This window comes from Novosphingobium sp. NBM11 (assembly GCF_015390225.1).
In the GTDB taxonomy this organism is placed as follows: Bacteria; Pseudomonadota; Alphaproteobacteria; order Sphingomonadales; family Sphingomonadaceae; genus Novosphingobium.
In genome coordinates this window covers 1,123,733-1,146,980 of the sequence record NZ_VUOG01000001.1, presented here as the reverse complement: position 1 = coordinate 1,146,980, position 23,248 = coordinate 1,123,733, and the positions used below count along the sequence as shown (strand labels likewise).

Here is a 23,248-nt window from a genome sequence, read left to right as displayed (position 1 = left end):
GGCGATACCGCGCCCTCATCCTGTATTGAAAATAACTTTGCAACGTAGAGCAATGGCGTAAAAGGGGGGCTTCGTCACACTTGCTGGAATCGTCCGCCGGGACGGCACGGCGAGCACGCGTGCCGGTCATGCCGTTTTCTCCCGCCGATCACCGGCGCCGACACCGCGCCTCGCACTTCGCAGCACCTGTTCGAGAACACCGAGATAATTCGAGAAGCGTGTGCGTCCCTCGTCGGTCAACTGGCAGGTCGTGAGCGGCCGTCGGCCTTCGAAGCCCTTAGTGACGGACAGCATGCCGGCCTCCTCCAGAATCTGAACGTGGCGGCTGAGATTGCCGTCCGTCAGCGCGCATAGTTCGCGCAGTTCGGTAAAGCTCAGGCCCTTGGGGTGGTCGGCAAGCGAGGTCATGATGCTGAGCCGAGCCTTCTCATGAAGAACGCGGTCCAGCCCCTCGAAAGAGAAAGGTGCTTTGTCACCCTTGGTCATGGGAAGTTCCTTTGGAAGCATGATGCAAGATGGCGGCAAGCTGCTCGCGCAAGCGGGCGATGTCACCCAAAGCGGAATTGAGATCGTTCATACGCGATTGCATAGCAGATTACTCTGCATTGCAAAGTTATCTACCTTGAAGTGATATGGCCAGGTCCGCCACCCAAACTGCCAGTTTGACCATCGCCATGTCCGATCCGCATGGGAAGCTGACACAGCTGCCCATGCTCAAGGAGGTGCCAAAGCCCGAGTATCTGTTGCAGTGGAGTCACCGGTGATCGCGGTTGAGAATGGCGTGTCCGGGCGCACTTGGCATTGGCGCGATCATGAACGCGGGTGCTCCGATCAAGCACCAAGGCGAGGCGTCCAGCGACAGCCCGTTGCGTGATTTCGCCAAGACCCTGTGCTCAAGGGCGGCGTCATCGTCCGGCTGTGGCTCTGAATGGTTTGCCCCGGAAAGTCAGCGCCGCATATGCGGATCAGACCGCGGCACGGGTCGCGATAACGTCCTCGTAGCGGGCATCCGCCAGGTCGAGTTCCGGCCATGGCGCCGCCGTTTCGGTGGTCAGCACCAGCTTGCCAAGTCCGGACAGGCGGAAGCTGCCGAGTTTCGGTTCCTGCACGGCCGCGCCATCCTGCTCCATGGCGACGGCGTCGCAGTAGAACTTGCCATTGCGGCGATAAAGCAACTGGGGCGCCACCTGTGTCGCCGTGCGATTGTAGGTCCAGCGCAGGCACAGGCCAAGGTGCAGCGCCTGCAGGATCATGTGCAGCGCCTCGGCTTCCCGATCATCGGCGACGGGGAGATCCTGTGGATTAAGCGGGGGCGTCTGGCTCGGCTTTGTCATGTCCGTCCCTCTTGCCGCTCCGCTCGCGATCCGCAACACCTTCTTTGATGCGGAGTGTTTCCATTCCCGTCCATAGCCGGCAAGCGATGCTACCGTATCCTGCCGCAGAGATCGAATCCGGCGCGCGGCGTTGCCATTGTCAGGCCCGGGACGTACAGCGCGAGCAGTCCCCCCTATGGGCAAGGTTGCCCGGCTTGGGGAGACGAGAAGGGGAGCGCTGACTTGACAGGTTCTTCGTTGGATCATGCCTCCGCAGACGGCAGCGGCATGCCGGGGCTGGTCCGCCCGTCGCTGGCGCAGGCGATCAAGCGCGGATTTATCGGTCGCTGCCCCCGCTGTGCACGTGCGAAACTGTTTCGGGCTTTCCTCAAACCCGTGGACCGCTGCCCCGATTGCCAGCAGGATTGGTCGTGCCAGCGTGCGGATGATTTTCCCGCCTATCTCGCGATCCTGTTGACGGGCCATCTCGTCGCGCCGCTGATCATCGCGGTGGAACTCGATTTCGCGCCGCCGGCCTGGGTGCAGATGACATTGTGGCCCGCGATCGTGGCGGCGATGGTGATTGCGCTGATCCAGCCAGCCAAGGGCGCGGTGATCGCGGCCCAATGGCGACTGGGCCTGCACGGTTTCTCGACATCCGACATGCCGGCTGCGGATGCCGACGCCAGCGGTGGCGCCAGCAACTGAGGTCTTGCGCCATCGGATAACTCATCCAGTCGGCGACGGCCAGGATACCGATGCAGGGGCCGTGCGCCGCAAGCCGATCCGTCACGCAGTGGCGCGCTGCGAATTGGGCATGACGGCCAGCCGGCGCAGTCCGTCGATGTTGAGAACGGTCAGCCTTTTGCCATGCAATTCGATAAGTCTTTCTGCCCGCAACATCTGCAGCACACGATTGACGTGAACGGCTGACAGGCCAACGATATCAGCCAGATCATATTGGGTTAGGGGCATGACGTAGCGATTTTCGATGACGTGGCATGTGCGTTTCAGCCGCTCGAACAGTTCGCACAGCAGGCTGCACAGGCGCTCGGTGGCCGATAGGCGGCCAAGATTGAAGATCCACTGTTCGCGGCGGTTCAGGACCGTGAGCAGAGATTCCAGTATGCTGGTCATTCCATCGGCCTCTTGCGAGGTTCTGCGGTGAATACCCGTCAGGGACAGCGATCGAGCGCGTAGCCGCGTCAGAGCAACAACGGGCAGCGTCGCCGTTCCCTGGAAAAGCCATTGTGGTTCGCAGTATTCACCGGGAAGAAACAGCGTAATGATTTGCCGGCGTCCATCGATCAGCAACCGGTACTGACAGGCCCAGCCTTCCTCAATCTTGAAAATATGGTCCGTTTTCTGGGCATGGCGCGCGAGATGTTCGTGCCTGTGAAAGACACGATTGCCATCGCGCGTGGATAACGCTTCTTCTATCATCAATACTATCCCGGATTTTTCTGATTGGTACAGTGCGCCACCGGGATGCTGGGGGATTCACATAAGTTTATTGGCGCGATAAAGTCCGACCAAGCGTTCCGGGAAATCGACGGACGCCCTCTGGCCCGCTTGCCTGTCAGCGCCCGAACTGCAGATAGCTTGGCCGGAAATGGCAGTAAGCCTCCAGCGCGGCCGGGTCCGGCATGGTGATGCGCCCTCCCTGCCAATGGATGAGGTCACGCGCGCGCAGATCCTGGATCACGCGATTCACATGCACTGTGGAAAGGCCTGTGGCTTCTGCGAGGTGGATCTGCGTGAGTGGCGAGTCGAACCCGTCGGATGTAGCGACCCCTATCGCCCGCAGACGGTGCGCGAGCTCGCAAAACAGATGGCCGATGCGCTGGCGTGCGCTGCGCGCTGCGACGTTGCGCGTCCATTCGCGCTGAATGGCGAGCGTGGCGGTTCCTTCGATGCCAAGGGCCAGACGGATTCTGGGTGACTGGGTCCGGACCAGTTCGACGGCATCGGACAGAACCAGGGCGCAGTGCATCTTGTCGATGGCGCCAATGGAATGATCGATCGTTCCAGCCACCGGGAAAACCGGATTGCACAGGTCGCCGGGCAGGAGAAAGGCCACTATCTGGCGGCTTCCGTTTTCCAGCAGTTTGTACCGGCATCCCCACCCATCAAGCACGATCTTGAGGAAATGGATGTGATCGCCTTCGCGCACGAGATCGCCGCCGGCTTTCACCGTGCGGATTTCGGTGTCTACGAGATCATCCACCAGCGCCATGTCCGTCAAGGACAGGTCGGCATATTGCAGGAGTTTCAGGGCAAGTGGGCCTGACATGCTTGCTGGTCCCTTCAGCTGTTCCTTGAGCGTCGCGCCGATGCAACGCCGACGGCGTCGGCTGGTTTCCGGTTGCCATCATGCAAGGCCTTTCGGATCACCCGTTGACGATCGTTCCCCCGTTGGGATGAAGCACCTGACCGCTCATGTAGCTGGAATCCGCGCAGGCGAGGAACAGGAACGAGGGCGCCACCTCGTTGGGTTCGCCCGGCCTTCGCATCGGCGTGTCTTCTCCGAAAGACCTGACCTGTTCCGGTTCAGCGCCGCCGCCAGGGTTCAGCGGAGTCCAGATCGGGCCTGGCGCCACGGCGTTGACCCGTATGCCCTTTTCCACGAGGTTTTCGCTCAGTGACCGGGTGAAGGCCGTGATCGCGCCCTTGGTTGCGCTGTAATCGAGCAGGTGGCCCGAGCCTTTGTAGGCCGTCACGCTGGTGCAGTTGATGATCGCCGATCCAGGTTCCAGATGATCCACCACGGCCTGCACCATGTGAAACATCCCGAAGATGTTGCTGCGGAATGTCTGTTCCATTTGCGCGGAGGAGATATCGCGGATGTCGGTTGCGGGGTGCTGTTCGCCGGCGTTGTTGACGAGAATGTCGATCCTGCCAAAGCGATTGACGATTTCGGCCACGCATTGTTCGCAGAATTGCGCGTCGCCGACATCGCCCTGCAAGGCGACGCCCCGCCGGCCTTCCGCCACAACCATTTCGATCGTGTTGCTGGCGTCGGTGCTATCGTGACGGTAGACGATCGCCACGTCCGCTCCCTCGCGCGCGAACAGGGCGGCAACCGCGCGGCCGATGCCGCTATCCCCGCCGGTCACCAAGGCCACCTTTCCCGCAAGGCGATCCGATCCCGCAAAGACGGGCTGCCACCGCGGCGCCCGCGCGAGCGCTTCCTCCTGGCCCAGTCGTCCCGTCGCACGCGCTCCCTGATTTTCGGCGATGTGGGCCGCCGAGGCCTTGCCCTGTTGTTCGGCAGTGCTTTCGCCGACCTTGCCTTCGTTGCTCGTGGTATGCCGTTGCATGATCCTGCTCCAAGGTTTCACCGGACCGGAAGGCAGATCCGGGTCGACCGTCAATCACAACGCAACGCGGGAATTTCCCATTTACTTACATGTGTGTTTGAATTGCGCATTGACTTGCAAAAAGAAGAACGGGCGATCGCGCGATCGGCGGGGCCGGTACTTGCAAGTGCGCTGAAGCGTTGTTTGGGCGCCGTGAGCCGTTTCTTTTCCTGGAAACACTCGAGGGGGAAGCCGCTTTCATAAACAGTTACAATGAAAGGCGGATAGATGCTGAAATATGCCAAAATCGAAGAACTTCGGGCTGCCGGCGATATTTCGGTAGAAAGCTTCTGTCAGGGCCATCCGGACCAGCACCGGTATCGCGTGGCCGCCATTGGAACATATCCGCCCCGCCGGTGCGGTATCGCGACCTTTACCAGCGATCTCGTGGATAGCCTCAAAGCGGCCGATCCCGGTATGTCGATCGATATTTTTGCCATGGATTCGCCTGGGGCGCCCCAGCGTTATGGCAGCGAAGTCTGCATGGCGATCGGGGAGGGCGCGAGCGAAGACTTCGAGGCGGCTGCGAACAGGATCAACGCCAGCGGCACCGACGCGGTATGGATACAGCACGAATACGGCATATTCGGCGGCGAGGATGGGAACTACATCTGCAATCTCGTCGATCGCGTCGCCGCGCCCGTGATCCTGACGCTGCATACCGTTCTGCGCGATCCCACTCCCGGCCAGCGCTCGGTCCTGCAACATCTTATCGATCGTGCCAGCGCGGTCATCGTGATGTCGCACGAAGCGCGCGACCTGCTCGCCAGCCTGTACGATGCCCGCAACGTGACCGTGATTCCGCATGGCGTTCCCGATCGTCCGTTCGGCCGCGAGCCGGCTGCCAAGGCATGTCTGGGCCTCGCTGACCGGCGCGTTCTGATGACGTTCGGCTTGCTGGGAAGCGGCAAGGGGATCGAGCAGGTGATCGAGGCGATGCCGGCAATTCTGTCGCGGCATCCGAACACTGTGTACCGCATCGTGGGTGCGACCCACCCGGCGCTTGTGGCGCGGGAGGGAGAGGCTTATCGCCACGCCTTGCAGGCACTGGCGCAGCGGTTGGGCGTGGCTGACCATATCCAGTGGGATGATCGGTTTCTGGAAACGGATGAGCTTCTCGACCAGCTGGAAGCCTGCGATATTTTCCTGACACCCTATCCCAATCTTCAACAATCCACGTCGGGAACGCTGAGCTACGCCGTGGCCTTGGGCAAGGCCGTGGTGAGCACACCCTTTTCCCATGCGCGCGAATTGCTGGCCGACGGTGTGGGCACGCTGGTCGAACCGGGCTCGGCGAACGCGATCGCCCAGGCCGTGATCGATCTGCTGGCCGATGCTACCACCCTGGAAACGATCAAGCGGCGCGCCTATGCCAAAGGGCGCGATGCGATCTGGCCGCGCGTGGCGGAAATGGCGCAGGCTGTGTTGCGCGTTGCCGCGCCGCCGGCCAAGCCGCTTCAGGTCGCGCCGGGCAAGAAGCCGGCCCTTGCAGGCGTGTTCGCCATGTCGGACAGCACCGGCATCTACCAGCATTCGCTCGGCATCGTGCCCGACCGCCGCCACGGATATTGCCTGGATGACAACGCGCGCGCGCTTATGCTGATGAACGTGGCGCGCGATCTGCCGGCGGGCGAACGGCTGCGCTGGTCGATGACCTACGCCAGCTTCATCGCCCATGCCTGGAACGAGGAAGAACGCTGCTTCCGCAATTTCATGAGTTTCGATCGCCGGTGGCTCGAAGATCGGGGATCGGCGGATTCCAACGGCCGGACGCTGTGGGCGCTGGGGCATACGGCGGAATGCGCGCCCGACGCGGATATTCGCGAATGGGCTGTCGAGACGTTCCTGCGATCAAGGCGTTGCGTCTCTTCCGAAAGCCCTTTGCGGACCCTTTGCTTCGCGATGTTGGGAGAAGCCGCGCTGCTGCGCGCGGGCGTCCCACACCAGCAGGCCGGTGATCTTCTCGATAAGGGCGGTCCGGTGCTGATGGCGATGCTGGAACGCACGCGGCGTCCTGAATGGGTGTGGTTCGAGCCGGCGCTGGCTTACGACAATCCGAGGATTTGCGAGGCGCTGATCGAAGCCGGCCTTGCCCACCAACGCGCGGATTGGGTGCAGGCGGCGCTGGAAGCGCTCGACTGGCTCATGCGATGCCAGACGAGCAGCCGGGGCCATTTCCGCCCCGTCGGTTCGGAAACCTTCGGCAAGCCGGCAACGGTCTTGCCGTTCGACCAGCAGCCTCTGGAAGCATGGGCGGCCGTCGACGCGGCCCGGACGGCCTATTTCATCGGCGAGGACGTGAAGTGGATCCGATCTGCGCGCACCGCTTTCGCGTGGTTCGAGGGCGCTAACGACCGCAACGTGGCATTGGGCGACGCGGCTTCGGGCCGGTGCCGCGACGGCGTGACTCCGCGCGGAGTCAACCGCAACTGCGGGGCGGAGTCGGTTCTCGCCTACCATCTGGCGAGCCGCGCGCTCTCTGATCTCATTGCCACAGTGGAAGGACGAAATCTTGCAGGCAGGACCAGTACCGAACCGGCTTCGTATCAGCGACATTAGACTTCATCCCGATCCTGCGCGCGTCGTCTTGCGTCCATTCCATCTGGGATGGCAGGCCAGCAACGCGCCGCAGGACCGGGCCATCCGGCTGGTAGCCAACGTCCTGGCGCTTCCCGGCGACCGGGCGAAAGCCGAATACGAGCGGGTTCTGGCGGATTTCTCGGCGCGCCACTGGCACATCGAGAACGTCCTTGATGAACGGTACGCCCAGCTCGAAACGTCTCTGGGGCTGCCCGCCATTGCCGAAGGCTATCGCCAGCGGTTGATCGCAGCGTACTTCTGCCATGAATATACTTACGCCGCCGCCGCGCTGATGAACCCGTCGATCGTCCCGCATCCCGATCAATCGGGGCTGGAGGAGGGCGCCGTTCGCTTCGTGCTCAGCTTGCGCGCCGTGGGCGAGGGCCACATCAGCACGATTGCGTTTCGCGAGGGGATCGCGAGGCCCGAAGGGTCGTTTGCGCTGTGGCCCCAGGGCGATATCGCGACGGCGATGCGGCAGATCACCGGAGAGGGCAATCCGCCCCCTCCCGACACCCCCGGCGCGCGCGCGTGGATCAGTCGCGATATGGACAGCACGCTGACAAATTCGGTTATCTTCCCGGTCACCGAGCAGCAGCGCAACGGTCTTGAGGATCTACGCCTGGTGCGGTTCGAGGATGATGACGGGAAAGCCGAATGGATCGGCACCTACACCGCCTATTCCGGCCAGTCGATCCGGTCCGAATTGCTGAGGACCAGTGATTTCAAGACCTTCTCTTTGGAACCGGTGGAAGGGCGCGCGGGGCGCAACAAGGGGATGGCCCTGTTCCCGCGGCGGATCGACGGGCAGTACATGATGATCGGCCGCCAGGACGGCAAGAATCTCTACCTGCTGCGTTCACCCCAACTGGATCAGTGGGACGATGACGGCGTGCTGCTGATGGAGCCGCGCTTCGCCTGGGAGTTCATCCAGATCGGCAATTGCGGGAGCCCGGTGCTGACCAAGGCGGGGTGGTTGGTGCTGACCCACGGCGTTGGCCCGATGCGCAAATATGCGCTGGGCGCGGTGCTTCTGGACAGCGCCGATCCATCGAAGGTGCTGGCGCGAACGCCGGAGCCGGTACTAACCGCCGAAAATTCCGACCGGGCGGGCTATGTTCCCAATGTGGTCTATACGTGCGGCATGATGCCGGTGGGAGATCATCTTCTCATACCTTACGGAATATCGGACAGCGTGGTTGGCTTCGCGACCATCGCTATCGACGATATTCTGGCCACGATGGCCTGACCTTTCGGGTCAGGCCATCGCCCTCCGCAAAACTGCGACGTTCCTCAATAGGCGGGCGGGTCGCTGGCCGGGAAGCTTTCGTCCGCGGCCTGGTCCACCTTGTCCCAGTCATCCACGTCACTGCGCATGCTGTCTGGGCCGGCGTTGCGCACGTCGGCAAAACGCGATGACGAAGTATCGCTGGTTTCGCCCGGCGCGAACGCCGCCGGTTCGGTCTGTTCCTGCCGCGCCGTGAACATGCGGTACACCGTGTAGCCGACGGCCAGTGTCGATGCGATTTTCAGTACCGAGAACATCATCTTGAAGGCGAGCATGATTAATCTCCCATGCTGTTTGATGCTTCAAAGCAATTCGTGGCGGCGGGTTCCCGGTCATAACGCATGACAGTCTTTCCGCGCCCGGTTCACTGTCTTGGGCGTTAGGGCGGAACCGGTGTCACCAGCCGTCGTTGCATCTGTCCGAACTTCATTCGACACGGGATGCGCAATGGCAGAGCTTGCGAGTTGGTTAGCGCCCATCGCGACGATGGTTGCCGCGGTCATGACGGCGGCCAACCTGGGCCCGCGCCTGACGGGCGCGGGATTCGCCGTGTTTGCCGTCGGCGCGTGCGCCTGGTGCATCGTTGCCCTGCAGGCCGATCAGACGGGGCTGTTGCTCACCAACGTATTTCTCCTCGTGGTCGATGTGATCGGCGTGTGGCGGTGGCTAGGGCGCGCGCGGTACGCGGAAGCGGCCCGGCGCGCGGCAAAGGCCAGCGCGTCGCGATCCGATGCCAGCCTGTTTTCCTTTCAGGATCTGCTCAGCGCTTCCGTCGTGGACAGGGGTGGCACGGCGCTCGGTCCCGTGATCGATGCCATGGGCAGCGTCGAGGATGGCAGCATTGCCTACCTGGTGGTTTCCGATGGAGGTGTCGCCGGCGTGGGGGAAGTCCTGCGCCGCTTCCCGGCTGACCGTCTGGCCTATGCGGAGGGGAAGGTGATCGCTTCCATCCCGCGCGCTGCCTTCGAAGCGTTACCGGCCATCGAGGCCGATCGCTGGCCGTTGGATGCCCGTCACGCGCGGTCCGGCATTCCCGAGATAGAGGGCGATCCGCGTCCATCTGCGAAAGGGGAACAATGAGCAAGTTCTTCACCCGATGGTCGTCCGCCATCTCCGCCGCCATGGGGCGTCCCGTGGCCTTTGCGATAGCGCTGGGCACCATCATCGTATGGGGTGTTTCGGGGCCGGTGTTTGGCTGGTCCGACACGTGGCAGCTCATCATCAACACGGGCACCACAATCGTGACGTTCCTGATGGTGTTCCTGATCCAGAACAGCCAAAATCGCGATGCGAGCGCCATGCAGGCCAAGCTGGACGAACTGCTGCGCGCGCTGGACAAGGCGCGCGAGGGGTTCGTGGGCATCGAACACCTGACGGATGAGGAAATCACCGCCCTGCGCGATGCACTGGAACGCGAGTGCGGATTGCGCGATGGGAAACAGGCGACGACCGAAGATACCGTCGACCATCTGCTCAAGCGGACCTAGCGGCGGACGCCGCAGGCCGTCCAGACGCTCCTGACGAAGGACCGGCCACCGGTTCGCTTACCTGTGACAGGTTTGGGGACATAACGGAGCCTTCGCATCCTTTCCTTCCCACGAGAGGCGCGCCGCACGGGGCGTGCGCGCCACGGCGGGCATGCTGATGAAAGGGAAGAGACATGGCTGACAGCAGCAATACCATCGGTCCGACCTCCTCTCGTCCTCAATGCGCTGGGCCGGTGTCCTTTCTCGAAACCAGGAGTTTTCCATGACACGACTTATCCTTGCACTCGTTCCCGCGCTTGCGTTGGCCGCGTGCGACAAGCCCGCCGTCGTCACCACCGAACCGGCCGACGATATGGCGGCAACCACCACGCCCGCCGAAAGCGGCGTGCCGGCCGCGGCGGCGGTGGTCGATACCGCCGATTATCTGGCAAGGGCGGCGGCAGGCGACCGGTTCGAGATCGACAGTTCGAAAGCGATCCTGGAGAAGACCGGCAACGCTGACGTCAAGGCGTTCGCGAACATGATGGTCGCGGACCACCAGAAGTCTTCGGATGAACTGAAGGCGGCGGCCAGGAAAGCTGGTCTGGAAGTGCCGCCGGCATCTCTCGATCCCGATCAGCAAGGGCAGATCGATGCGATCCGCAAGACCTCCGGCGCCGACGCGGACCGGGTCTATCTGAACGCGCAACGCACGGCCCATGCAATGGCCTTGAGTCTTCACACGGATTACGCGGCCAACGGCACGGTTCCGGATCTCAAGGCTACCGCTGGCCGCATCGCCACGGTCGTGCAGCACTATAGCGACAGGCTCAGCACTATCAGCGTCAAATGAGCATTGCCGGCACGTCCGGCAGTCTCGGAGGAGAGGATCATGCCCCAGGGTGACAAATCGAGCTATACCGACAAGCAGAAGCGCCAGGCCCGCCACATCGAAGAGGGGTACGAAGAGCGCGGAACGGATCGCGAGGAGGCCGAACGGCGTGCCTGGGCAACGGTGAACAAGCAGACCGGTGGCGGGCAAAAGTCTCGAGCGAAACACAAGGGGGCGGACTGACGCGTCCGCCATGGTGACGCACCGGGCATGCCCGGTGCGCGGGCCGGCTGGTTCACGCAGGCGACCCCCGTGAACCAGCCGGATCATCGCATCGGCGGCTGGGCGCTTGTTATGGCTGCGCCGGAGGAGGGGCCTCTGGCGGCTGGACGCCCGGGTCTATCCTGTCCGGTTGTTCGTTGGGTACTTCGCCCGGAACCTGAGCGGGCGCCGTTTCCGGGGGAGATTCCGGGATATCGGTGTCGGGTGGGGTTTCCGGGACTGTCGCCATTCTGGCCTCCTGCGCTCGGCGTGCTTGTTGCAATTTCAAACCCGGCCCTGCGCTAAGGTTCCTTCAATTCCTGCTTATGTTTGCATCGCGCGGCGAAACGAAACGGGAGTGCGCCGTGATGCGGAAAAGCGAAACGGGGAACTTAACTTTTATCCGCACGTATCGATTTCACGTCTTTCCAAAGGAAATGCGATATCGAGGAGATTACCATGCGAAAGCGCGGGGATGAGGTTCATCTGAATACAGAAGAGGTTCGCAGCGGATCGAGCCCAAACATAGTACGCTGGGTGCTGGGGATCAGTCTTTTTCTGGCGATAATTGCTCTTTCGGCAATATGGATCACCGGTGCGATTTCGGTATGAAAACAGGAAATGCAACTGGTCTGACGCAAGCAACGATATGGCGATAGAGAGGGATAAATACCGCACTTGAAGAGTTTAAATATTTGGCTCTTATGGAGAAATTGCCATGGAAAACCAAATTGAACTCGACGAGACCAGCGATATCATTTCCTCGAACAAGGTCGAGGGAACTTCGGTTTACGATAGCGAGGGCAATAACCTCGGGTCGATCTACAACTTCATGGTCAACAAGCGGTCCGGCCAGGTCGAATACGCCGCGTTGCGGTTCGGCGGATTTCTGGGGATCGGAAGCGACTATTATCCCATCCCCTGGGACATGCTGACCTACGACACCGACAAGGGTGGCTATCAAGTCGATATCTCGAAGGATTTGCTCGAGAACGCTCCGCGTTACGACGAGAACAGCGAACCGGTGTTCGACCAATCCTACGGCCGCGATCTCTACGGATACTACGGCGTGCCCTACTCGTTCTGACCTGCTCCGGCGCGGTATTTCCCAGATACCGCGCCGGGCGGCCGCTGGCCGTACGGCGAGGATTTCGCGTCTTATCGGTGCGGCGGCGCGCCGCCATGCCTGCCTGGCAAAGGCCGTGCTCTGCGCGCGGGGCACCCAAGGTCGCTATCGGTGACGAGCCCGATGCCATCCACCTCGCGATTCGCGCGGAGTTCCATGAAATCGCACACCAGAGCGGCGGCATGAGCCGCTTAAAAGCTCTGACATTGTAGCCGGGGAAATTGCTGCTTTGGAGAATGGAATGGCGGAGACGGAGGGATTCGAACCCTCGGTACCGGATTTACCAGTACGACGGTTTAGCAAACCGTTGGTTTCAGCCACTCACCCACGTCTCCGGATCGCAGCGGCGAGGGCGGCCTATAGCGGCGGTTCAACAAGGCGGCAAGGGGGGACCGGCGGCCGCCTGCAATTCCTGAACCGGAAGGTGGAAAAGCGGCAACCGTCGCCTGTTTTCGTCGGTCCGGCGTATTTCCGACTCGACTCATCGCCCGTTCATTGTCGCGGAGCGACGACTGGATTCTGTGCTTGAAGGTTGACCGTGGCGGCTGCGGCCGGGGGCCGGGCATGAACAGGATCGGGATGGACGTATGAATATCTACCGCCGGATTATGCAGGCCGCCGCCGGGCTGGCGCTTGTCGCGGGGCAAGCCGCAGTGGCGCAGGTGCAGACGATCGATCCCAATTCGGCGATCGACGGCGATTTGTCGCACGGCGCGGCGGCGGCGCGTGCCACCCCGGTCACGCCGTCTTCGGGAACCTATGCCACGCCCGTCGGGCAAGAGGTGGGCACCACGCCGGCCCTGCCAGCCCCGTCCACCGTGCCGGCACCGGCGTCCGATCCGTCTTTGCCCGCGACGACGACCGCGGCGCCCGTGCCGCCGCCGGCCAGCGCGCAGGCCGCGCCGGGCAATACCTATCACGAAGACGATCTTATCGGCGCAGCGGAAGGCGTGTTCGGCAAGGGCGCCAAGGGGCTGGCGCTGATGATCCGCGATATTCTGGGCAAGCAGGGCGAACCCAACGGGTACATTACCGGACGCGAGGCCGGCGGGGCGCTGGTGGTCGGCCTGCGGTACGGTTCCGGCACGTTGCACCACAAGGTGGAGGGCGAACGGCCGGTCTACTGGACAGGTCCGTCGATCGGCTTCGATGCCGGCGCCAATGCCGGCAACACGTTCGTGCTGGTTTACAACCTCTACGACAGCGAGGATCTCTATCACCGCTTCGGCGCGGGCGAGGGGCAGGCTTACCTCGTCGGTGGGTTCAACGTCAGTTATCTGCGCCGGGGCGATGTGGTGCTGATTCCGGTGCGCATGGGCGTTGGCCTGCGCCTGGGCGTGAACGCCGGTTACATGAAGTTCTCGCACAAGCAGAACTGGCTGCCGTTCTGACGCGGGTCCGGCGGGGCGCCTGACCGGAAACGGCCTGCGAGCTGGACGGGCTCCTCTTTGGTCGACAAATCAGGCCAAAGGCCAAATCAGGGGTTGCCCCGAAGGCATAGCGGCGGCATGGAGCCGCCGCGTTTTCCGCAGCTTTCAGGACACACCCCATGCTCGAAAATCTTGCTCCCCAGCCCGCCGATGCATTGCTTGCGCTGATCAAGCTGCACAATGCCGATCCGCGCGCGGACAAGATCGATCTGGGCGTGGGTGTCTATCGCACGTCCGATGGCGCGACTCCGGTTTTCGCAGCGATCAAGGCCGCCGAGAAGCGGCTGCTCGATACGCAGGATTCCAAGGCCTATCTCGGCCCTGAAGGCGACATGGGCTTCGTCCATGCGCTGATCCCCTATGTTTTCGGCGCGGACTTCGATCGTGCGCGGGTGGAAGGCATGCAGGCGCCCGGCGGCACCGGCGCGGTGCGGCTGGCGGTGGAAGTGGCCAAGCGCGCCGGCATCAAGCGCCTGTGGATGGGCACGCCTTCGTGGCCCAACCACGCCCAGATCGTGAACGCGATCGGCCTGGAACTGAAGACTTTCCCGCACATGACCGCCGATGGCGCGGCCGATCTCGATGCGCTCAAGGCGGCGCTGGCACACGCGGAACCGGGCGACGCCGTGCTGCTGCACGGTTGCTGCCACAACCCCACCGGCGTCGACTATACCGATGCGCAGTGGGACGAGATCGCGCCGCTGCTGCAGGCACAGGGCGTGCTGCCGATCCTTGATCTGGCCTACCAGGGCCTTGGCGCGGGCATGGAGGCCGATGCCTATGGTCTGCGCAAGGTGCTGGCGACGGTGCCGGAAGCGCTGGTGGCCTACAGCTGCGACAAGAACTTCGGCCTTTACCGCGATCGCGTCGGCGCGTTCTATGCGGTGACGTCGGATGCCGATGCGCTGGCCAAGGCGATGTCGAACGGCGCGACGATCGCGCGGGCAAGCTGGTCGATGCCGCCGGATCACGGCGCGGCCGCCGTGCGGCTGGTGCTGGAAGATGCCGAGCTGACGAAGCTGTGGCTCGCCGAACTTGACGAGATGCGCGACCGGATGCGCTGGGTGCGCGATCGCCTCGCCGCCGCGCAACAGGTCGGCACGGTCAACATGGCGCCGCTCGGCACGCAGCACGGGCTGTTCTCGATGCTGCCGCTCAACGGCGAGCAGATCCTGGCCATCCGCGAAAAGCATGGCGTGTACATGGCCGGTTCCGGGCGCATCAACATTGCCGGGCTGACCAATGGCAATATCGAGAAGTTCATCGAAGCGCTCGGTGATGTCGCGGCCTGATCCGGCCGGGACGGAGCTGTTCGACCGGCAGGCGGTGCTGGAGGGGGAACGCATCCTTCTGCGCCCCTACCGGCCCGAAGACTACGAAGCGCTATACGCCGTCGCGTCCGATCCGCTGATCTGGGAAGTGCATCCGGCGCATGACCGGTGGCAGGAGCCGGTGTTTCGCGCCTTCATGGCCGACGCGGTGGAGCAGGGCGGAACGCTCGTCGCTATGGACCGGGCAAGCGGCGATATCGTCGGTTCCTCCCGCTTTCAGGGACTGGACGCGGCGCGTTCGCAAGTCGAGATCGGCTGGACCTTTCTGGCGCGCAAATGCTGGGGCGGCGCGTACAATCGCGAGATGAAGCGGCTGATGCTGGCGCAGGCCTTCACCGGCGTGCAGCGCGTGGTATTTCATATCGGCGCGGACAACATCCGCTCACGCAAGGCCTGCGAGGCGATCGGCGGCCGGCTGACGGACGAAACTGACGTGGTCGAGCGCGGCGGCGCGATGGTGCTGCACGTGATCTACGAGGTCACCCGCGATAGCTTCGCCAGCGGTCCGCTGGCCTGAATGCCCGGCCGTGCCGTGAAAGGCAGGCGCCGGCTGCTGTCGCTCGCGATCCGCCTGGGCATCGTGGCCCTTGGCGCGGGGTGTGCCGTGCCGCTTCATGCGGAGGATGCGCCGTGGTCGACGCGTGCCCGAACGGTGGCGGCCTATCTGGACCAGCAATGGGGCCAGCCCGCGGGCTGGGGCGCAAGCGAACCCTGGCAGCGGTTCGTGATCGTGGACGCGCTGATCGATTACGAACGGCGCACGGGCGATCGCGCGTGGCGCGGCAGGGTGGATGCCGCTGTGCGCAACAGGGCCGGCCTTGCGCTCAACGATGATGCGCTGTGGGCGGTGATCGCCAGCGTTCACGCGTGGAACGGCGATCACGATCCGGCGTTGCTCGACTATGCCAGCGATACCTATCGCCGGCTCGTCACGACCTATTGGGATGATCGTTGCCAGGGCGGGTTATGGTGGGACCCCGCGCGATCGTACAAGAACGCCATCACCAACGAACTGCTGCTCTATGCCTCCACGCAATTGTATCTGGCGACCGGACAACAGGCGTATCGCGAGTGGGCCTTGCGTATCTGGTCCTGGATCAGCCAGTCGTCGATGATCGGACGCGACGGGCTGGTCAATGATGGCCTGAACGCCTCCTGTCGCAACAACGGGCAACCCTATTTCACTTACAACCAGGGCGTGCTGATCGGTGGGCTGACCGATCTGACCACGATCACCGGCGATCCGGCCTATCGCGATCTCGCGGTGCGAACGGCCCTCACGGCCACGCGCCTGCTCTCCACGCCCGGCGGCATTCTGCGCGAACCGGTTCCCTCGATCGGTTCGGACGGCTTCATGTTCAAGGGCGTGTTCGCTTATCATCTGGGCCATCTGCTCGACGACATGCCGGCCGGCCCGGACCATGTGGAACTGCTGCGCTGGAGCCAGGCCAATGCCGAAGCCGTATGGCAAGCCAGCGATGCCGGCATGCGCGCGATCGGAAGCGACTGGTCCGATCCCGCGTCGGCAGCCGGTGCGGCGTCGCAGGTATCCGGCCTCAACATCCTGCTGGTGGCAGGCGCTTCCGCTGATCCCGGCGGCCCCCACCTTTGAGAACGCGTTGACAAGTCACCGCTTCGCAACACACTGACGCTTCGATCCGGCGGTCAGGCCAGCCGGTGTTCGCGGACCGATGCGGCGGAGATGGCATGAGCGAGGACAGTCAGGATGCCGGATTGACCGGATGGAAGATCGACCAGCTCGATTTCCCGACGTTCCGTATCAGTCTTCTGGCCAAGATCATGGATCGCGTCACGATCCGCACCCTCTCGCAGCAGACCGATCTGTCCTATGCCCAATGGCGCGTGCTTGCCCGGTTGGGTTTGATGCCGGGCGGCGGCACGGTGCGCGATATCGCGACGCTTGCCTGGGTCGATCGTGCGGAGGTCAGCCGCGCGGTGAGCGCGCTCGAAGAGTTAGGGCTGGTGGTGCGCAAGGATAACCCCCGCGATGGGCGCGCGCCGATCCTGACGCTGACGGCGGAGGGCGAACGGGTCTATCGCGATGTGCTGGGCAAGCGCACCGCGTTCCACGAACACCTTCTGGAAGACCTTTCGACGGAGGAAAGGGCCACGCTGGACGCCCTGCTCGTCCGCATCGGAGACCGTTTGCTGGGCGAATTCGACAAGGCATGAATGCCGGGCCGGCGGATGGCGCGGAGTCTAGGGTGATCCGCGCGCACCATCCTCGACAGTTGTGCTCTATCCTAGACAGTTGGAGAATAAGTGCTTGACGATTGTCTAATTGCATGAAAACCTCCCCAACAAATTCGATAAGCATAACGTGATTGCGACAGGGCAATGGGGAGCTGGCCATGCGGCGTAGCGACGGTCGTGTTTCGGGTTTGTGGTGGCGCGCGGGGGCCTTGCTGGGGTCGACCGCGCTGGCGGGAACAGGGCTGGCGGGAAGCGGGGTTGCGCACGCGCAGCAGGCGGCGGACCCCAACCAGCCGGTCGATATCGTGGTTACGGCCACCAAGCGCAGCGAACGCCTGCAGGACGTGCCGATCAGCATCCAGGCGCTCGGCAATACCGAGCTGGACCAGCGCCAGGTGCAGAGCTTCGACGATTACGCGAAGCTGCTTCCCAGCGTCAGCTTCCAGTCGTTCGGTCCCAGCCAGAGCCAGATATACTTCCGTGGCGTGACCAGCGGTGGTGACGGGCTGCACGGCGGCTCCGCCCCGGCGAGCGGTGTGCAGGGCGGTGACAAAACCAGCCACTGGAACGCCAGCGAAGTGCTGAGCGTGGCGGAGTAAAAACCGGCCAGTGGTAAGGCTGCCCTTTTGAGGGCGGCCGGGATGTATGCCGTGGAAGTTTACGCGAGTGTTCGGCAGTTTGTGTTTGTGCAGGGGCGCAGCCAGCGAGAGGCCGCGCGGGTATTTGGATTAAGCCGGGAGACGATTGGCAAGATCTGCCGATTTTCACTGCCACCTGGCTATACGCGCACGAAGCCGGTGGAGAAGCCGAAGCTGGGGCCTTTGCTGCCGGTGGTTGACGCGATTTTGGAAGGTGACCGGACGGCGCCGGTCAAGCAGCGACACACGGCGAAGCGGATCTTCGAGCGGCTGCGCGATGAATATGGCTATGGCGGCGGCTACACGGTGGTGAAGGACTATGTCCGGCTGAGCCGGGTGCGTGGCCGCGAGACATTTGTGCCGCTGGCGCACCCACCGGGGCATGCGCAGGTGGATTTTGGCGAAGCGGTGGGCGTGATTGGCGGTGTGGAGCAGAAGATCCACTTCCTGTGCATGGATTTGCCGCAGTCCGATGCCTGTTTCGTGAAGGCTTTCCCGCGCGAGACGACCGAGGCATTTCTGGATGGGCATGTATCGGCCTTCGACTTCTTTGGCGGCATTCCCCAGTCGATCCTCTACGACAACACGACGATTGCGGTGGCCAAGATTCTGGGGGACGGCAAGCGTGAGCGCACACGTGCCTTCAGCGAGCTGGTCAGCCACTACCTGTTTTCTGACCGCTTCGGCCGACCCGGCAAGGGGAATGACAAGGGCAAGGTCGAAGGGCTGGTCAAATACGCGCGCCGCAACTTCATGACGCCCAAGCCGCAGGCGGCGAGCTATGACGCACTGAACGCGGCTCTTTTGGAGCGCTGTCATGCGCGGCAAGGCGAACGTGCTGGCCGCCATGCCCAGACCATCGGTGAGCGCATGGTTGCTGACGTTGCGGCGCTACGCCCACTACCGCCGGTGCCATTGGAGCCATGCGAGAGGCGCAGCGCCCGTGTGTCATCGACGGCGCTGGTGCGGTATCGCGGCAATGATTACTCGGTGCCCACAAGGTTTGGGTTCCAGGATGTGGTGGTGAAGGGCTTCGTGGACGAGGTGGTGATCCTGTCCGGCGCCGAGGAGATCGCCCGCCATGTGCGCAGTTATGGCAGCGGCGATTTTGTGGCCGATCCGCTGCATTATCTGGCGCTGATCGAGACAAAGCCGAATGCTCTCGATCAGGCGGCTGCACTGCAGAATTGGGCCTTGCCCGATGTCTTTGCCCACCTGCGGCAATTGCTGGAGGGACGCATGGGCCGCAAGGGCAAGCGCGAGTATATCCAGGTCTTGCGCTTGCTGGAAGCGATGCCCATGGCCGTGGTGACCCATGCTGTCACTCAGGCGATCCACATGGGCGCGATCAGCTTTGATGCGGTGAAGCAGATCGCACTGGCCAGGATGGAACGGCGGCCCGCCAGGCTTGACCTGACGACCTATCCCCACCTGCCAAGGCTGGATGTGAAGGTCACGCAGGCGGCTGATTATGCGGCTCTGATGCCCCAGGTCTCGAAGGAGATGGCAGCATGAGCCGGGCGCCCGATGACAACCTGCCCACCGGCACCACCGCTGGTGCGCCACAGGTGCTGCTGGCCCACCACCTCAAGCAACTCAAACTGCCGACCGTTTTGCGCGAATATGAGAAAGTAGCCCGGGAGTGCGCGCGTGATGGTGTCGATCATCCCCGCTATCTACTGCGCCTGATCGAACTGGAACTGATCGACCGTGAGCGGCGCACTGTCGAACGCCGGATCCGTGCTGCCCGGTTCCCGGCCGTCAAAAGCTTCGATACCTTCGACTTCACCGCCATCCCCAGCCTCAACAAGATGCTGACGCTGGATCTGGCGCGCTGCGAATATATCCTGCGGCGCGAGAATATCATTGCGCTGGGCAATAGCGGGACGGGCAAAACCCATGTGGCGCTCGCCCTGGGGCTGGCCGCCTGCCAGAAGGGCTTCACCGTGACCTTCACCACCGCCGCGGCGCTGGTGAACCAGTTACTGGAAGCCCGCGACGAGAAGCGGCTGCTCAAGATGCAGCGCGAGTTGGCTGCAGTGAAGCTGCTGATCATCGACGAACTGGGTTACGTCCCGCTCTCGCCCACCGGCGCGGAGCTGTTGTTCGAGACCTTCTCCCAGCGCTACGAACGCGGCTCCACCATCGTTACCTCCAACCTGCCGTTTGAGGACTGGACGCAGGTGCTTGGGTCCGAGCGCCTGACCGGCGCATTGCTGGATCGTTTGACCCACCACGTCAGCATCCTGACCATGAATGGTGACAGTTACCGCCTAAAGCAGTCAGCCAGTCGCCGTCGCGCCACTGCCAGCGGGGCGGAGCAAAACCAGGCCACCGTCGACGAAAACTGACCCATCAAAACGGCCAAAAGCAAAGGGCCCCGATCGGGGCCCTTTGCTTTGCACCTGCCGCAACATCAGTGGCCTACTTTTACTCCGCCACAGTGGCCGGTTTTTGCTCCGCCGTTGACAGAGCGGCCTCTATCTCGATGAAGTGCCGCTGACCACGATCGCCAACAACGTCGATTTCCATGTCTATGACATCGAGCGGGTCGAGGCGTTGTCCGGCCCACAAGGCACGCTTTACGGCGCAAGTTCGCTTTCAGGCACGCTTCGCCTGATTACCAATAAGCCCGATGCGTCAAAGTTTTCAGCGGGTTATGACCTTGATCTCAACAAGTTTGGCAAGGGCGCGGTGGGCGGCACCGCCGAAGCGTTCGTCAACATCCCGCTGGGCGAGCGTGCGGCGATCCGCCTGGTCGGGTTCTACGAGCACGACGGCGGCTATATCGACAACACGCCGGCGACGCGGACCTACACTCTGAACGATGATGACCCGACGACCAACGTCACCATCAACAACGCGAAGTATGTCAAGAAGGACTTCAACGACGTCGATACCTGGGGCGGCCGGGCCGCGCTGAAGATTGATCTGGACGATGACTGGACGGTGATGCCGGGCATTACCTATCAGCGTCAGGTCGCGCACGGTGCCTTCCTCTACGATCCGCGTGCCGGCGACCTGCAGGTTCACGATTTCACGCCCGATCTCAACAAGGATAGCTGGTATCAGGCCGCGCTGACCATCGAGGGCAAGCTGTCCGACTGGGACGTGACCTATGCCGGCGGCTATTTCGAACGCCATACCAGCAACCAGACCGACTACAGCTATTACACCGTCGCCTATGACGGCGGCTCGCATCAGGGCGGCTTCTACTACACCTATTTCCCGACAGGGAACGGCGGCTTCCTCGATCCCACGACCTATCAGGTACTGGCCGATCGCTATACCAAGATGACGCACGAGCTGCGCATTTCCTCGCCCGCCAAGGAGCCGTTGCGGTTGACGGCCGGCCTGTTCTTCGAACGGCAGACCGACTACATCGAGGCGGATTATATCATTCCCGGCATCTCGCGGATCCCACAGGACGGGTTCTTTTATCCCAGGCCGATTCCGGGGTTCGGGGATTCGACGTTCCGGACGCGCACCAACCGCGTGGACCGCGATTACGCCGCCTTTGCCGATGTCGCGTGGGACATTGTGCCCAACCTGACGCTCGACGTCGGCATCCGGGGTTTCATCACCAAGAACACGCAGATCGGCTTTTCGGGCTTCGCCTTCAATGCCGCAGATCCGAATTGCGTGCCGACGACCTCAACCGACCGGCCCTGTACCAACATCAACGGCAAGTTCGTCGATTCCGGGGAGACGCACAAAGCCACGCTTTCGTGGAAGTTCGCGCCGAACAAGATGGTCTATGCCACCTATTCCACGGGCTATCGCCCCGGTGGCCTCAACCGCAGGACCGGTATCCTGCCCTACAAGTCCGATACGCTCGACAACTTCGAGATCGGCTGGAAGACAAGCTGGTTCGATCGCAAGCTGACGATCGGCGGGGCCGTGTTCATCGAGAAGTGGAAGAAGCTGCAGTTCGGCCTCAGTCCGGTCGGGCAGGCGGGCGTCACCAACATCTACAACGCCGGTGACGCGCGCGTGCACGGGATCGAGGGCAACTTCGACTGGCGGATGGGCGGATTCCAGCTTTCCGGTTCGGGGACGTATGTCGATGCCAAGCTGACCACGGACTTCTGCCAGTTCGATGCGGCGGGCAACAGCGTGTGCGTGCCGGGCGTTGTGCCGGCGGCGGCGCGGGGCACGCGCCTGCCGATCCAGCCGAAGTTCAAGGGATCGGCCACCGCGCGCTACAACTTCCGGCTGGGTTCGATCGACGCCTACGTACAGGGATCGGTGCTGCATCAGAGCAATTCGCGGACGTTCCTGACCGATGCCGAATATGCGGCGGTCGGGCCGACGCCGGCTTTCACCACGGCGGATTTCGCCGTGGGCGGGCAACTGGGCGACATGACGTTCCAGATATACATCCAGAACGCCTTCGACGCGCGCGGGGAACTGAGCCGCAACACGGCCTGCGCGCCGTCGTTCTGCGGGGCTTACTACCGTGTCTATCCGGTGAAGCCGCAACTGTTCGGGATCAAGTTCGGACACCACTTCTGACGGAGGGGGATGGCGGCCGCGCTCTCGATCCGTCGAGGGGCGGTCGCTAACTCGCCGGCATCTCCACCGCATCCCAGCGGTCCAGCAGCCATTGCCTGACATAGGCCGCATGCGAGCGGTCCACGTGGAGGCGGACGGTGTCATCCCGCCACACCGCCGTCACGCGCAGCGCGGCGAAGCGCATCACGCGCGAGCACAGACCGGCGTCGGGCCGGTCATGGTCGAGCCGTGCGGCCACACCCGATCCCGAAAGCGTGAAGGAGACCAGCCCGGCGCCGGCGTCGCCCACCAGCGCGGACTTGCCCGCCACGGCCTGTTCCAGCGCCGGCAGGAGCGCGCCGGGCGTTTCGATCAGGAAGTCATGCGGCCCTTGCCAGATCAGCAGGGCGCCGCCGGCTTGCGTGGCAACGGGCACGGTCGGTGCGGGAAGCGGCGCTTCCAGCACGGCGGTGATCGCGCGCGTCAGCGCGGAATCGCGGTCCGGATCGAACGTAAGCCGGGCGAGAGCGGGCGTACTGTCGACGCGGAAATGCACGGCCTCCGTGGCCACCGGTTCAGACATGGAGCCGGGCTCCTTCGGGATCGAGGAAGCGCGGCGCCACCACGCGGGCCGGGAAGGCGCGCCCTTCCGACCATACCGTTACTGTTTCGCCATGGCGCTGGCGCCCGTCGGCAAGCAGCCCCAGCGCGATCGCACGGTCGAGCGTGGGGCTGAAGCAGCTGCTGGTGACGAAGCCCTGGCTGGGATGCGGCGAGCCGCCCACGACATGGGCACCCACGGGCAACGGTTCCTGCCGCTCCAGCGGCTCCAGCCCGACAAGCTGGCGGCGGCCGGCCTTGGTGGCGGACGGATGGAGCAGCGACCGCTTGCCAAGGTAATCACCCTCGCGCTGGC

General features: G+C 63.2%; 24 protein-coding genes, 1 tRNA gene and 1 pseudogene. 17 read left to right on the top strand and 9 right to left on the bottom strand.

Features of this window, described 5'->3' with window-relative positions:
- Positions 1-126: 126 nt before the first annotated feature.
- Both F1640_RS05490 and F1640_RS05485 read right to left on the bottom strand, forming a co-directional pair.
- Positions 127-486: a transcriptional regulator gene (locus F1640_RS05490; protein WP_194918149.1), complete on the bottom strand. Its 360-nt coding sequence runs from the start codon at positions 484-486 to the stop codon at positions 127-129.
- Between the two features lie 479 nt (positions 487-965).
- Complete coding sequence (locus F1640_RS05485) at positions 966-1,334, bottom strand: hypothetical protein (RefSeq protein WP_125956787.1); 369 nt, start codon at positions 1,332-1,334, stop codon at positions 966-968.
- Positions 1,335-1,556: 222 nt separating this feature from the next.
- Between F1640_RS05485 and F1640_RS05480 the strand changes: the two genes are divergently transcribed.
- Positions 1,557-2,021 carry a DUF983 domain-containing protein gene (locus tag F1640_RS05480; protein WP_233497848.1) on the top strand — a complete coding sequence of 155 codons (465 nt, stop codon included), beginning with the start codon at positions 1,557-1,559 and terminating at the stop codon, positions 2,019-2,021.
- Positions 2,022-2,102: 81 nt separating this feature from the next.
- On the opposite strand, the gene F1640_RS05475 is transcribed toward F1640_RS05480, so the two are convergent.
- The 3 genes from F1640_RS05475 to F1640_RS05465 all read right to left on the bottom strand — a co-directional run bounded on the left by F1640_RS05475 (position 2,103) and on the right by F1640_RS05465 (position 4,552).
- Positions 2,103-2,756, bottom strand: coding sequence for a Crp/Fnr family transcriptional regulator (locus F1640_RS05475; protein ID WP_194918147.1), 654 nt, complete (start codon positions 2,754-2,756; stop codon positions 2,103-2,105).
- Positions 2,757-2,892: 136 nt separating this feature from the next.
- Complete coding sequence (locus F1640_RS05470; RefSeq protein WP_194918146.1) at positions 2,893-3,606, bottom strand: Crp/Fnr family transcriptional regulator; 714 nt, start codon at positions 3,604-3,606, stop codon at positions 2,893-2,895.
- Positions 3,607-3,703: 97 nt separating this feature from the next.
- Positions 3,704-4,552 (bottom strand): SDR family oxidoreductase, encoded by an 849-nt coding sequence (locus F1640_RS05465; protein WP_375336200.1) that lies wholly within the window; start codon positions 4,550-4,552, stop codon positions 3,704-3,706.
- A gap of 558 nt (positions 4,553-5,110) precedes the next feature.
- On the opposite strand from F1640_RS05465, the gene F1640_RS05460 reads away from it, so the two are divergent.
- Together F1640_RS05460 and F1640_RS05455 are read left to right on the top strand one after the other, a co-directional pair.
- Positions 5,111-7,231: a glycosyltransferase family 4 protein gene (locus tag F1640_RS05460; RefSeq protein WP_255530272.1), complete on the top strand. Its 2,121-nt coding sequence runs from the start codon at positions 5,111-5,113 to the stop codon at positions 7,229-7,231.
- A gap of 28 nt (positions 7,232-7,259) precedes the next feature.
- A complete protein-coding gene (locus tag F1640_RS05455) occupies positions 7,260-8,501 on the top strand; it encodes a glycoside hydrolase family 130 protein (protein ID WP_255530271.1) in 1,242 nt (413 codons plus the stop codon).
- Positions 8,502-8,545: 44 nt separating this feature from the next.
- On the opposite strand, the gene F1640_RS05450 is transcribed toward F1640_RS05455, so the two are convergent.
- The gene (locus tag F1640_RS05450; protein WP_255504612.1) at positions 8,546-8,815 is read right to left on the bottom strand and encodes a hypothetical protein; all 270 of its coding nucleotides are present in this window, start codon (positions 8,813-8,815) and stop codon (positions 8,546-8,548) included.
- Between the two features lie 172 nt (positions 8,816-8,987).
- On the opposite strand from F1640_RS05450, the gene F1640_RS05445 reads away from it, so the two are divergent.
- The 5 genes and pseudogenes from F1640_RS05445 to F1640_RS05425 all read left to right on the top strand — a co-directional run bounded on the left by F1640_RS05445 (position 8,988) and on the right by F1640_RS05425 (position 12,186).
- The gene (locus F1640_RS05445; RefSeq protein ID WP_194918137.1) at positions 8,988-9,620 is read left to right on the top strand and encodes a PRC-barrel domain-containing protein; all 633 of its coding nucleotides are present in this window, start codon (positions 8,988-8,990) and stop codon (positions 9,618-9,620) included.
- The gene (locus tag F1640_RS05440) at positions 9,617-10,027 is read left to right on the top strand and encodes a low affinity iron permease family protein (RefSeq protein WP_124811325.1); all 411 of its coding nucleotides are present in this window, start codon (positions 9,617-9,619) and stop codon (positions 10,025-10,027) included. The genes F1640_RS05445 and F1640_RS05440 overlap by 4 nt, the downstream gene beginning before the upstream one ends.
- 262 nt (positions 10,028-10,289) lie before the next feature.
- On the top strand, positions 10,290-10,859 hold the full coding sequence (locus tag F1640_RS05435) for a DUF4142 domain-containing protein (RefSeq protein WP_194918134.1): 570 nt from the start codon (positions 10,290-10,292) through the stop codon (positions 10,857-10,859).
- Positions 10,860-10,898: 39 nt separating this feature from the next.
- Positions 10,899-11,054, top strand: a pseudogene (locus F1640_RS05430) (plasmid stabilization protein); the annotation flags it as partial.
- Between the two features lie 763 nt (positions 11,055-11,817).
- Positions 11,818-12,186 carry a PRC-barrel domain-containing protein gene (locus tag F1640_RS05425; protein WP_124811141.1) on the top strand — a complete coding sequence of 123 codons (369 nt, stop codon included), beginning with the start codon at positions 11,818-11,820 and terminating at the stop codon, positions 12,184-12,186.
- Between the two features lie 281 nt (positions 12,187-12,467).
- Here the strand turns inward: F1640_RS05425 and F1640_RS05420 are convergent.
- Positions 12,468-12,560 (bottom strand) — tRNA-Ser (locus tag F1640_RS05420).
- A gap of 252 nt (positions 12,561-12,812) precedes the next feature.
- On the opposite strand from F1640_RS05420, the gene F1640_RS05415 reads away from it, so the two are divergent.
- From F1640_RS05415 to F1640_RS05375, 9 genes are all read left to right on the top strand, one after another.
- Entirely contained in the window at positions 12,813-13,616 is an 804-nt protein-coding gene (locus F1640_RS05415; protein WP_124808378.1) for a DUF1134 domain-containing protein, read from the top strand.
- A gap of 158 nt (positions 13,617-13,774) precedes the next feature.
- Positions 13,775-14,947, top strand: coding sequence for an amino acid aminotransferase (locus tag F1640_RS05410; RefSeq protein WP_125956702.1), 1,173 nt, complete (start codon positions 13,775-13,777; stop codon positions 14,945-14,947).
- Complete coding sequence (locus tag F1640_RS05405) at positions 14,934-15,503, top strand: GNAT family N-acetyltransferase (RefSeq protein ID WP_194918129.1); 570 nt, start codon at positions 14,934-14,936, stop codon at positions 15,501-15,503. Before F1640_RS05410 ends, F1640_RS05405 begins: the two co-directional genes overlap by 14 nt.
- A complete protein-coding gene (locus F1640_RS05400) occupies positions 15,504-16,598 on the top strand; it encodes a glycoside hydrolase family 76 protein (protein WP_194918128.1) in 1,095 nt (364 codons plus the stop codon). It begins immediately after the preceding gene.
- Between the two features lie 95 nt (positions 16,599-16,693).
- Positions 16,694-17,179 (top strand): MarR family winged helix-turn-helix transcriptional regulator, encoded by a 486-nt coding sequence (locus tag F1640_RS05395; protein WP_194918126.1) that lies wholly within the window; start codon positions 16,694-16,696, stop codon positions 17,177-17,179.
- Between the two features lie 179 nt (positions 17,180-17,358).
- Positions 17,359-17,799 (top strand): Plug domain-containing protein, encoded by a 441-nt coding sequence (locus F1640_RS05390; protein ID WP_194918124.1) that lies wholly within the window; start codon positions 17,359-17,361, stop codon positions 17,797-17,799.
- A 42-nt stretch (positions 17,800-17,841) separates the two neighbouring features.
- Positions 17,842-19,353 (top strand): IS21 family transposase, encoded by a 1,512-nt coding sequence (gene istA / locus F1640_RS05385; protein WP_066770782.1) that lies wholly within the window; start codon positions 17,842-17,844, stop codon positions 19,351-19,353.
- A complete protein-coding gene (gene istB / locus F1640_RS05380) occupies positions 19,350-20,189 on the top strand; it encodes an IS21-like element helper ATPase IstB (protein ID WP_066770779.1) in 840 nt (279 codons plus the stop codon). The genes istA and istB overlap by 4 nt, the downstream gene beginning before the upstream one ends.
- A 142-nt stretch (positions 20,190-20,331) precedes the next feature.
- Positions 20,332-22,353 carry a TonB-dependent receptor gene (locus F1640_RS05375; RefSeq protein WP_194918122.1) on the top strand — a complete coding sequence of 674 codons (2,022 nt, stop codon included), beginning with the start codon at positions 20,332-20,334 and terminating at the stop codon, positions 22,351-22,353.
- A 46-nt stretch (positions 22,354-22,399) separates the two neighbouring features.
- Here the strand turns inward: F1640_RS05375 and F1640_RS05370 are convergent, their stop codons facing one another.
- Together F1640_RS05370 and F1640_RS25135 are read right to left on the bottom strand one after the other, a co-directional pair.
- Positions 22,400-22,915, bottom strand: a complete 516-nt coding sequence (locus F1640_RS05370) for a hypothetical protein (RefSeq protein ID WP_194918120.1) — start codon at positions 22,913-22,915, stop codon at positions 22,400-22,402.
- Positions 22,908-23,213, bottom strand: coding sequence for a glycine cleavage T C-terminal barrel domain-containing protein (locus F1640_RS25135; RefSeq protein ID WP_255530464.1), 306 nt, complete (start codon positions 23,211-23,213; stop codon positions 22,908-22,910). The genes F1640_RS05370 and F1640_RS25135 overlap by 8 nt, the downstream gene beginning before the upstream one ends.
- Positions 23,214-23,248 lie beyond the last annotated feature (35 nt).

Bases quoted from the DNA above. Each gene is read 5' to 3' on its own strand.
- F1640_RS05490 (WP_194918149.1), bottom strand. From the start codon at position 486: ATGACCAAGGGTGACAAAGCACCTTTCTCTTTCGAGGGGCTGGACCGC.
- F1640_RS05485 (WP_125956787.1), bottom strand. From the start codon at position 1,334: ATGACAAAGCCGAGCCAGACGCCCCCGCTTAATCCACAGGATCTCCCC.
- F1640_RS05475 (WP_194918147.1), bottom strand. From the start codon at position 2,756: ATGATAGAAGAAGCGTTATCCACGCGCGATGGCAATCGTGTCTTTCAC.
- F1640_RS05470 (WP_194918146.1), bottom strand. From the start codon at position 3,606: ATGTCAGGCCCACTTGCCCTGAAACTCCTGCAATATGCCGACCTGTCC.
- F1640_RS05460 (WP_255530272.1), top strand. From the start codon at position 5,111: ATGGATTCGCCTGGGGCGCCCCAGCGTTATGGCAGCGAAGTCTGCATG.
- F1640_RS05450 (WP_255504612.1), bottom strand. From the start codon at position 8,815: ATGCTCGCCTTCAAGATGATGTTCTCGGTACTGAAAATCGCATCGACA.
- F1640_RS05445 (WP_194918137.1), top strand. From the start codon at position 8,988: ATGGCAGAGCTTGCGAGTTGGTTAGCGCCCATCGCGACGATGGTTGCC.
- F1640_RS05440 (WP_124811325.1), top strand. From the start codon at position 9,617: ATGAGCAAGTTCTTCACCCGATGGTCGTCCGCCATCTCCGCCGCCATG.
- F1640_RS05435 (WP_194918134.1), top strand. From the start codon at position 10,290: ATGACACGACTTATCCTTGCACTCGTTCCCGCGCTTGCGTTGGCCGCG.
- F1640_RS05425 (WP_124811141.1), top strand. From the start codon at position 11,818: ATGGAAAACCAAATTGAACTCGACGAGACCAGCGATATCATTTCCTCG.
- F1640_RS05415 (WP_124808378.1), top strand. From the start codon at position 12,813: ATGAATATCTACCGCCGGATTATGCAGGCCGCCGCCGGGCTGGCGCTT.
- F1640_RS05410 (WP_125956702.1), top strand. From the start codon at position 13,775: ATGCTCGAAAATCTTGCTCCCCAGCCCGCCGATGCATTGCTTGCGCTG.
- F1640_RS05405 (WP_194918129.1), top strand. From the start codon at position 14,934: ATGTCGCGGCCTGATCCGGCCGGGACGGAGCTGTTCGACCGGCAGGCG.
- F1640_RS05400 (WP_194918128.1), top strand. From the start codon at position 15,504: ATGCCCGGCCGTGCCGTGAAAGGCAGGCGCCGGCTGCTGTCGCTCGCG.
- F1640_RS05395 (WP_194918126.1), top strand. From the start codon at position 16,694: ATGAGCGAGGACAGTCAGGATGCCGGATTGACCGGATGGAAGATCGAC.
- F1640_RS05390 (WP_194918124.1), top strand. From the start codon at position 17,359: ATGCGGCGTAGCGACGGTCGTGTTTCGGGTTTGTGGTGGCGCGCGGGG.
- istA (WP_066770782.1), top strand. From the start codon at position 17,842: ATGTATGCCGTGGAAGTTTACGCGAGTGTTCGGCAGTTTGTGTTTGTG.
- istB (WP_066770779.1), top strand. From the start codon at position 19,350: ATGAGCCGGGCGCCCGATGACAACCTGCCCACCGGCACCACCGCTGGT.
- F1640_RS05370 (WP_194918120.1), bottom strand. From the start codon at position 22,915: ATGTCTGAACCGGTGGCCACGGAGGCCGTGCATTTCCGCGTCGACAGT.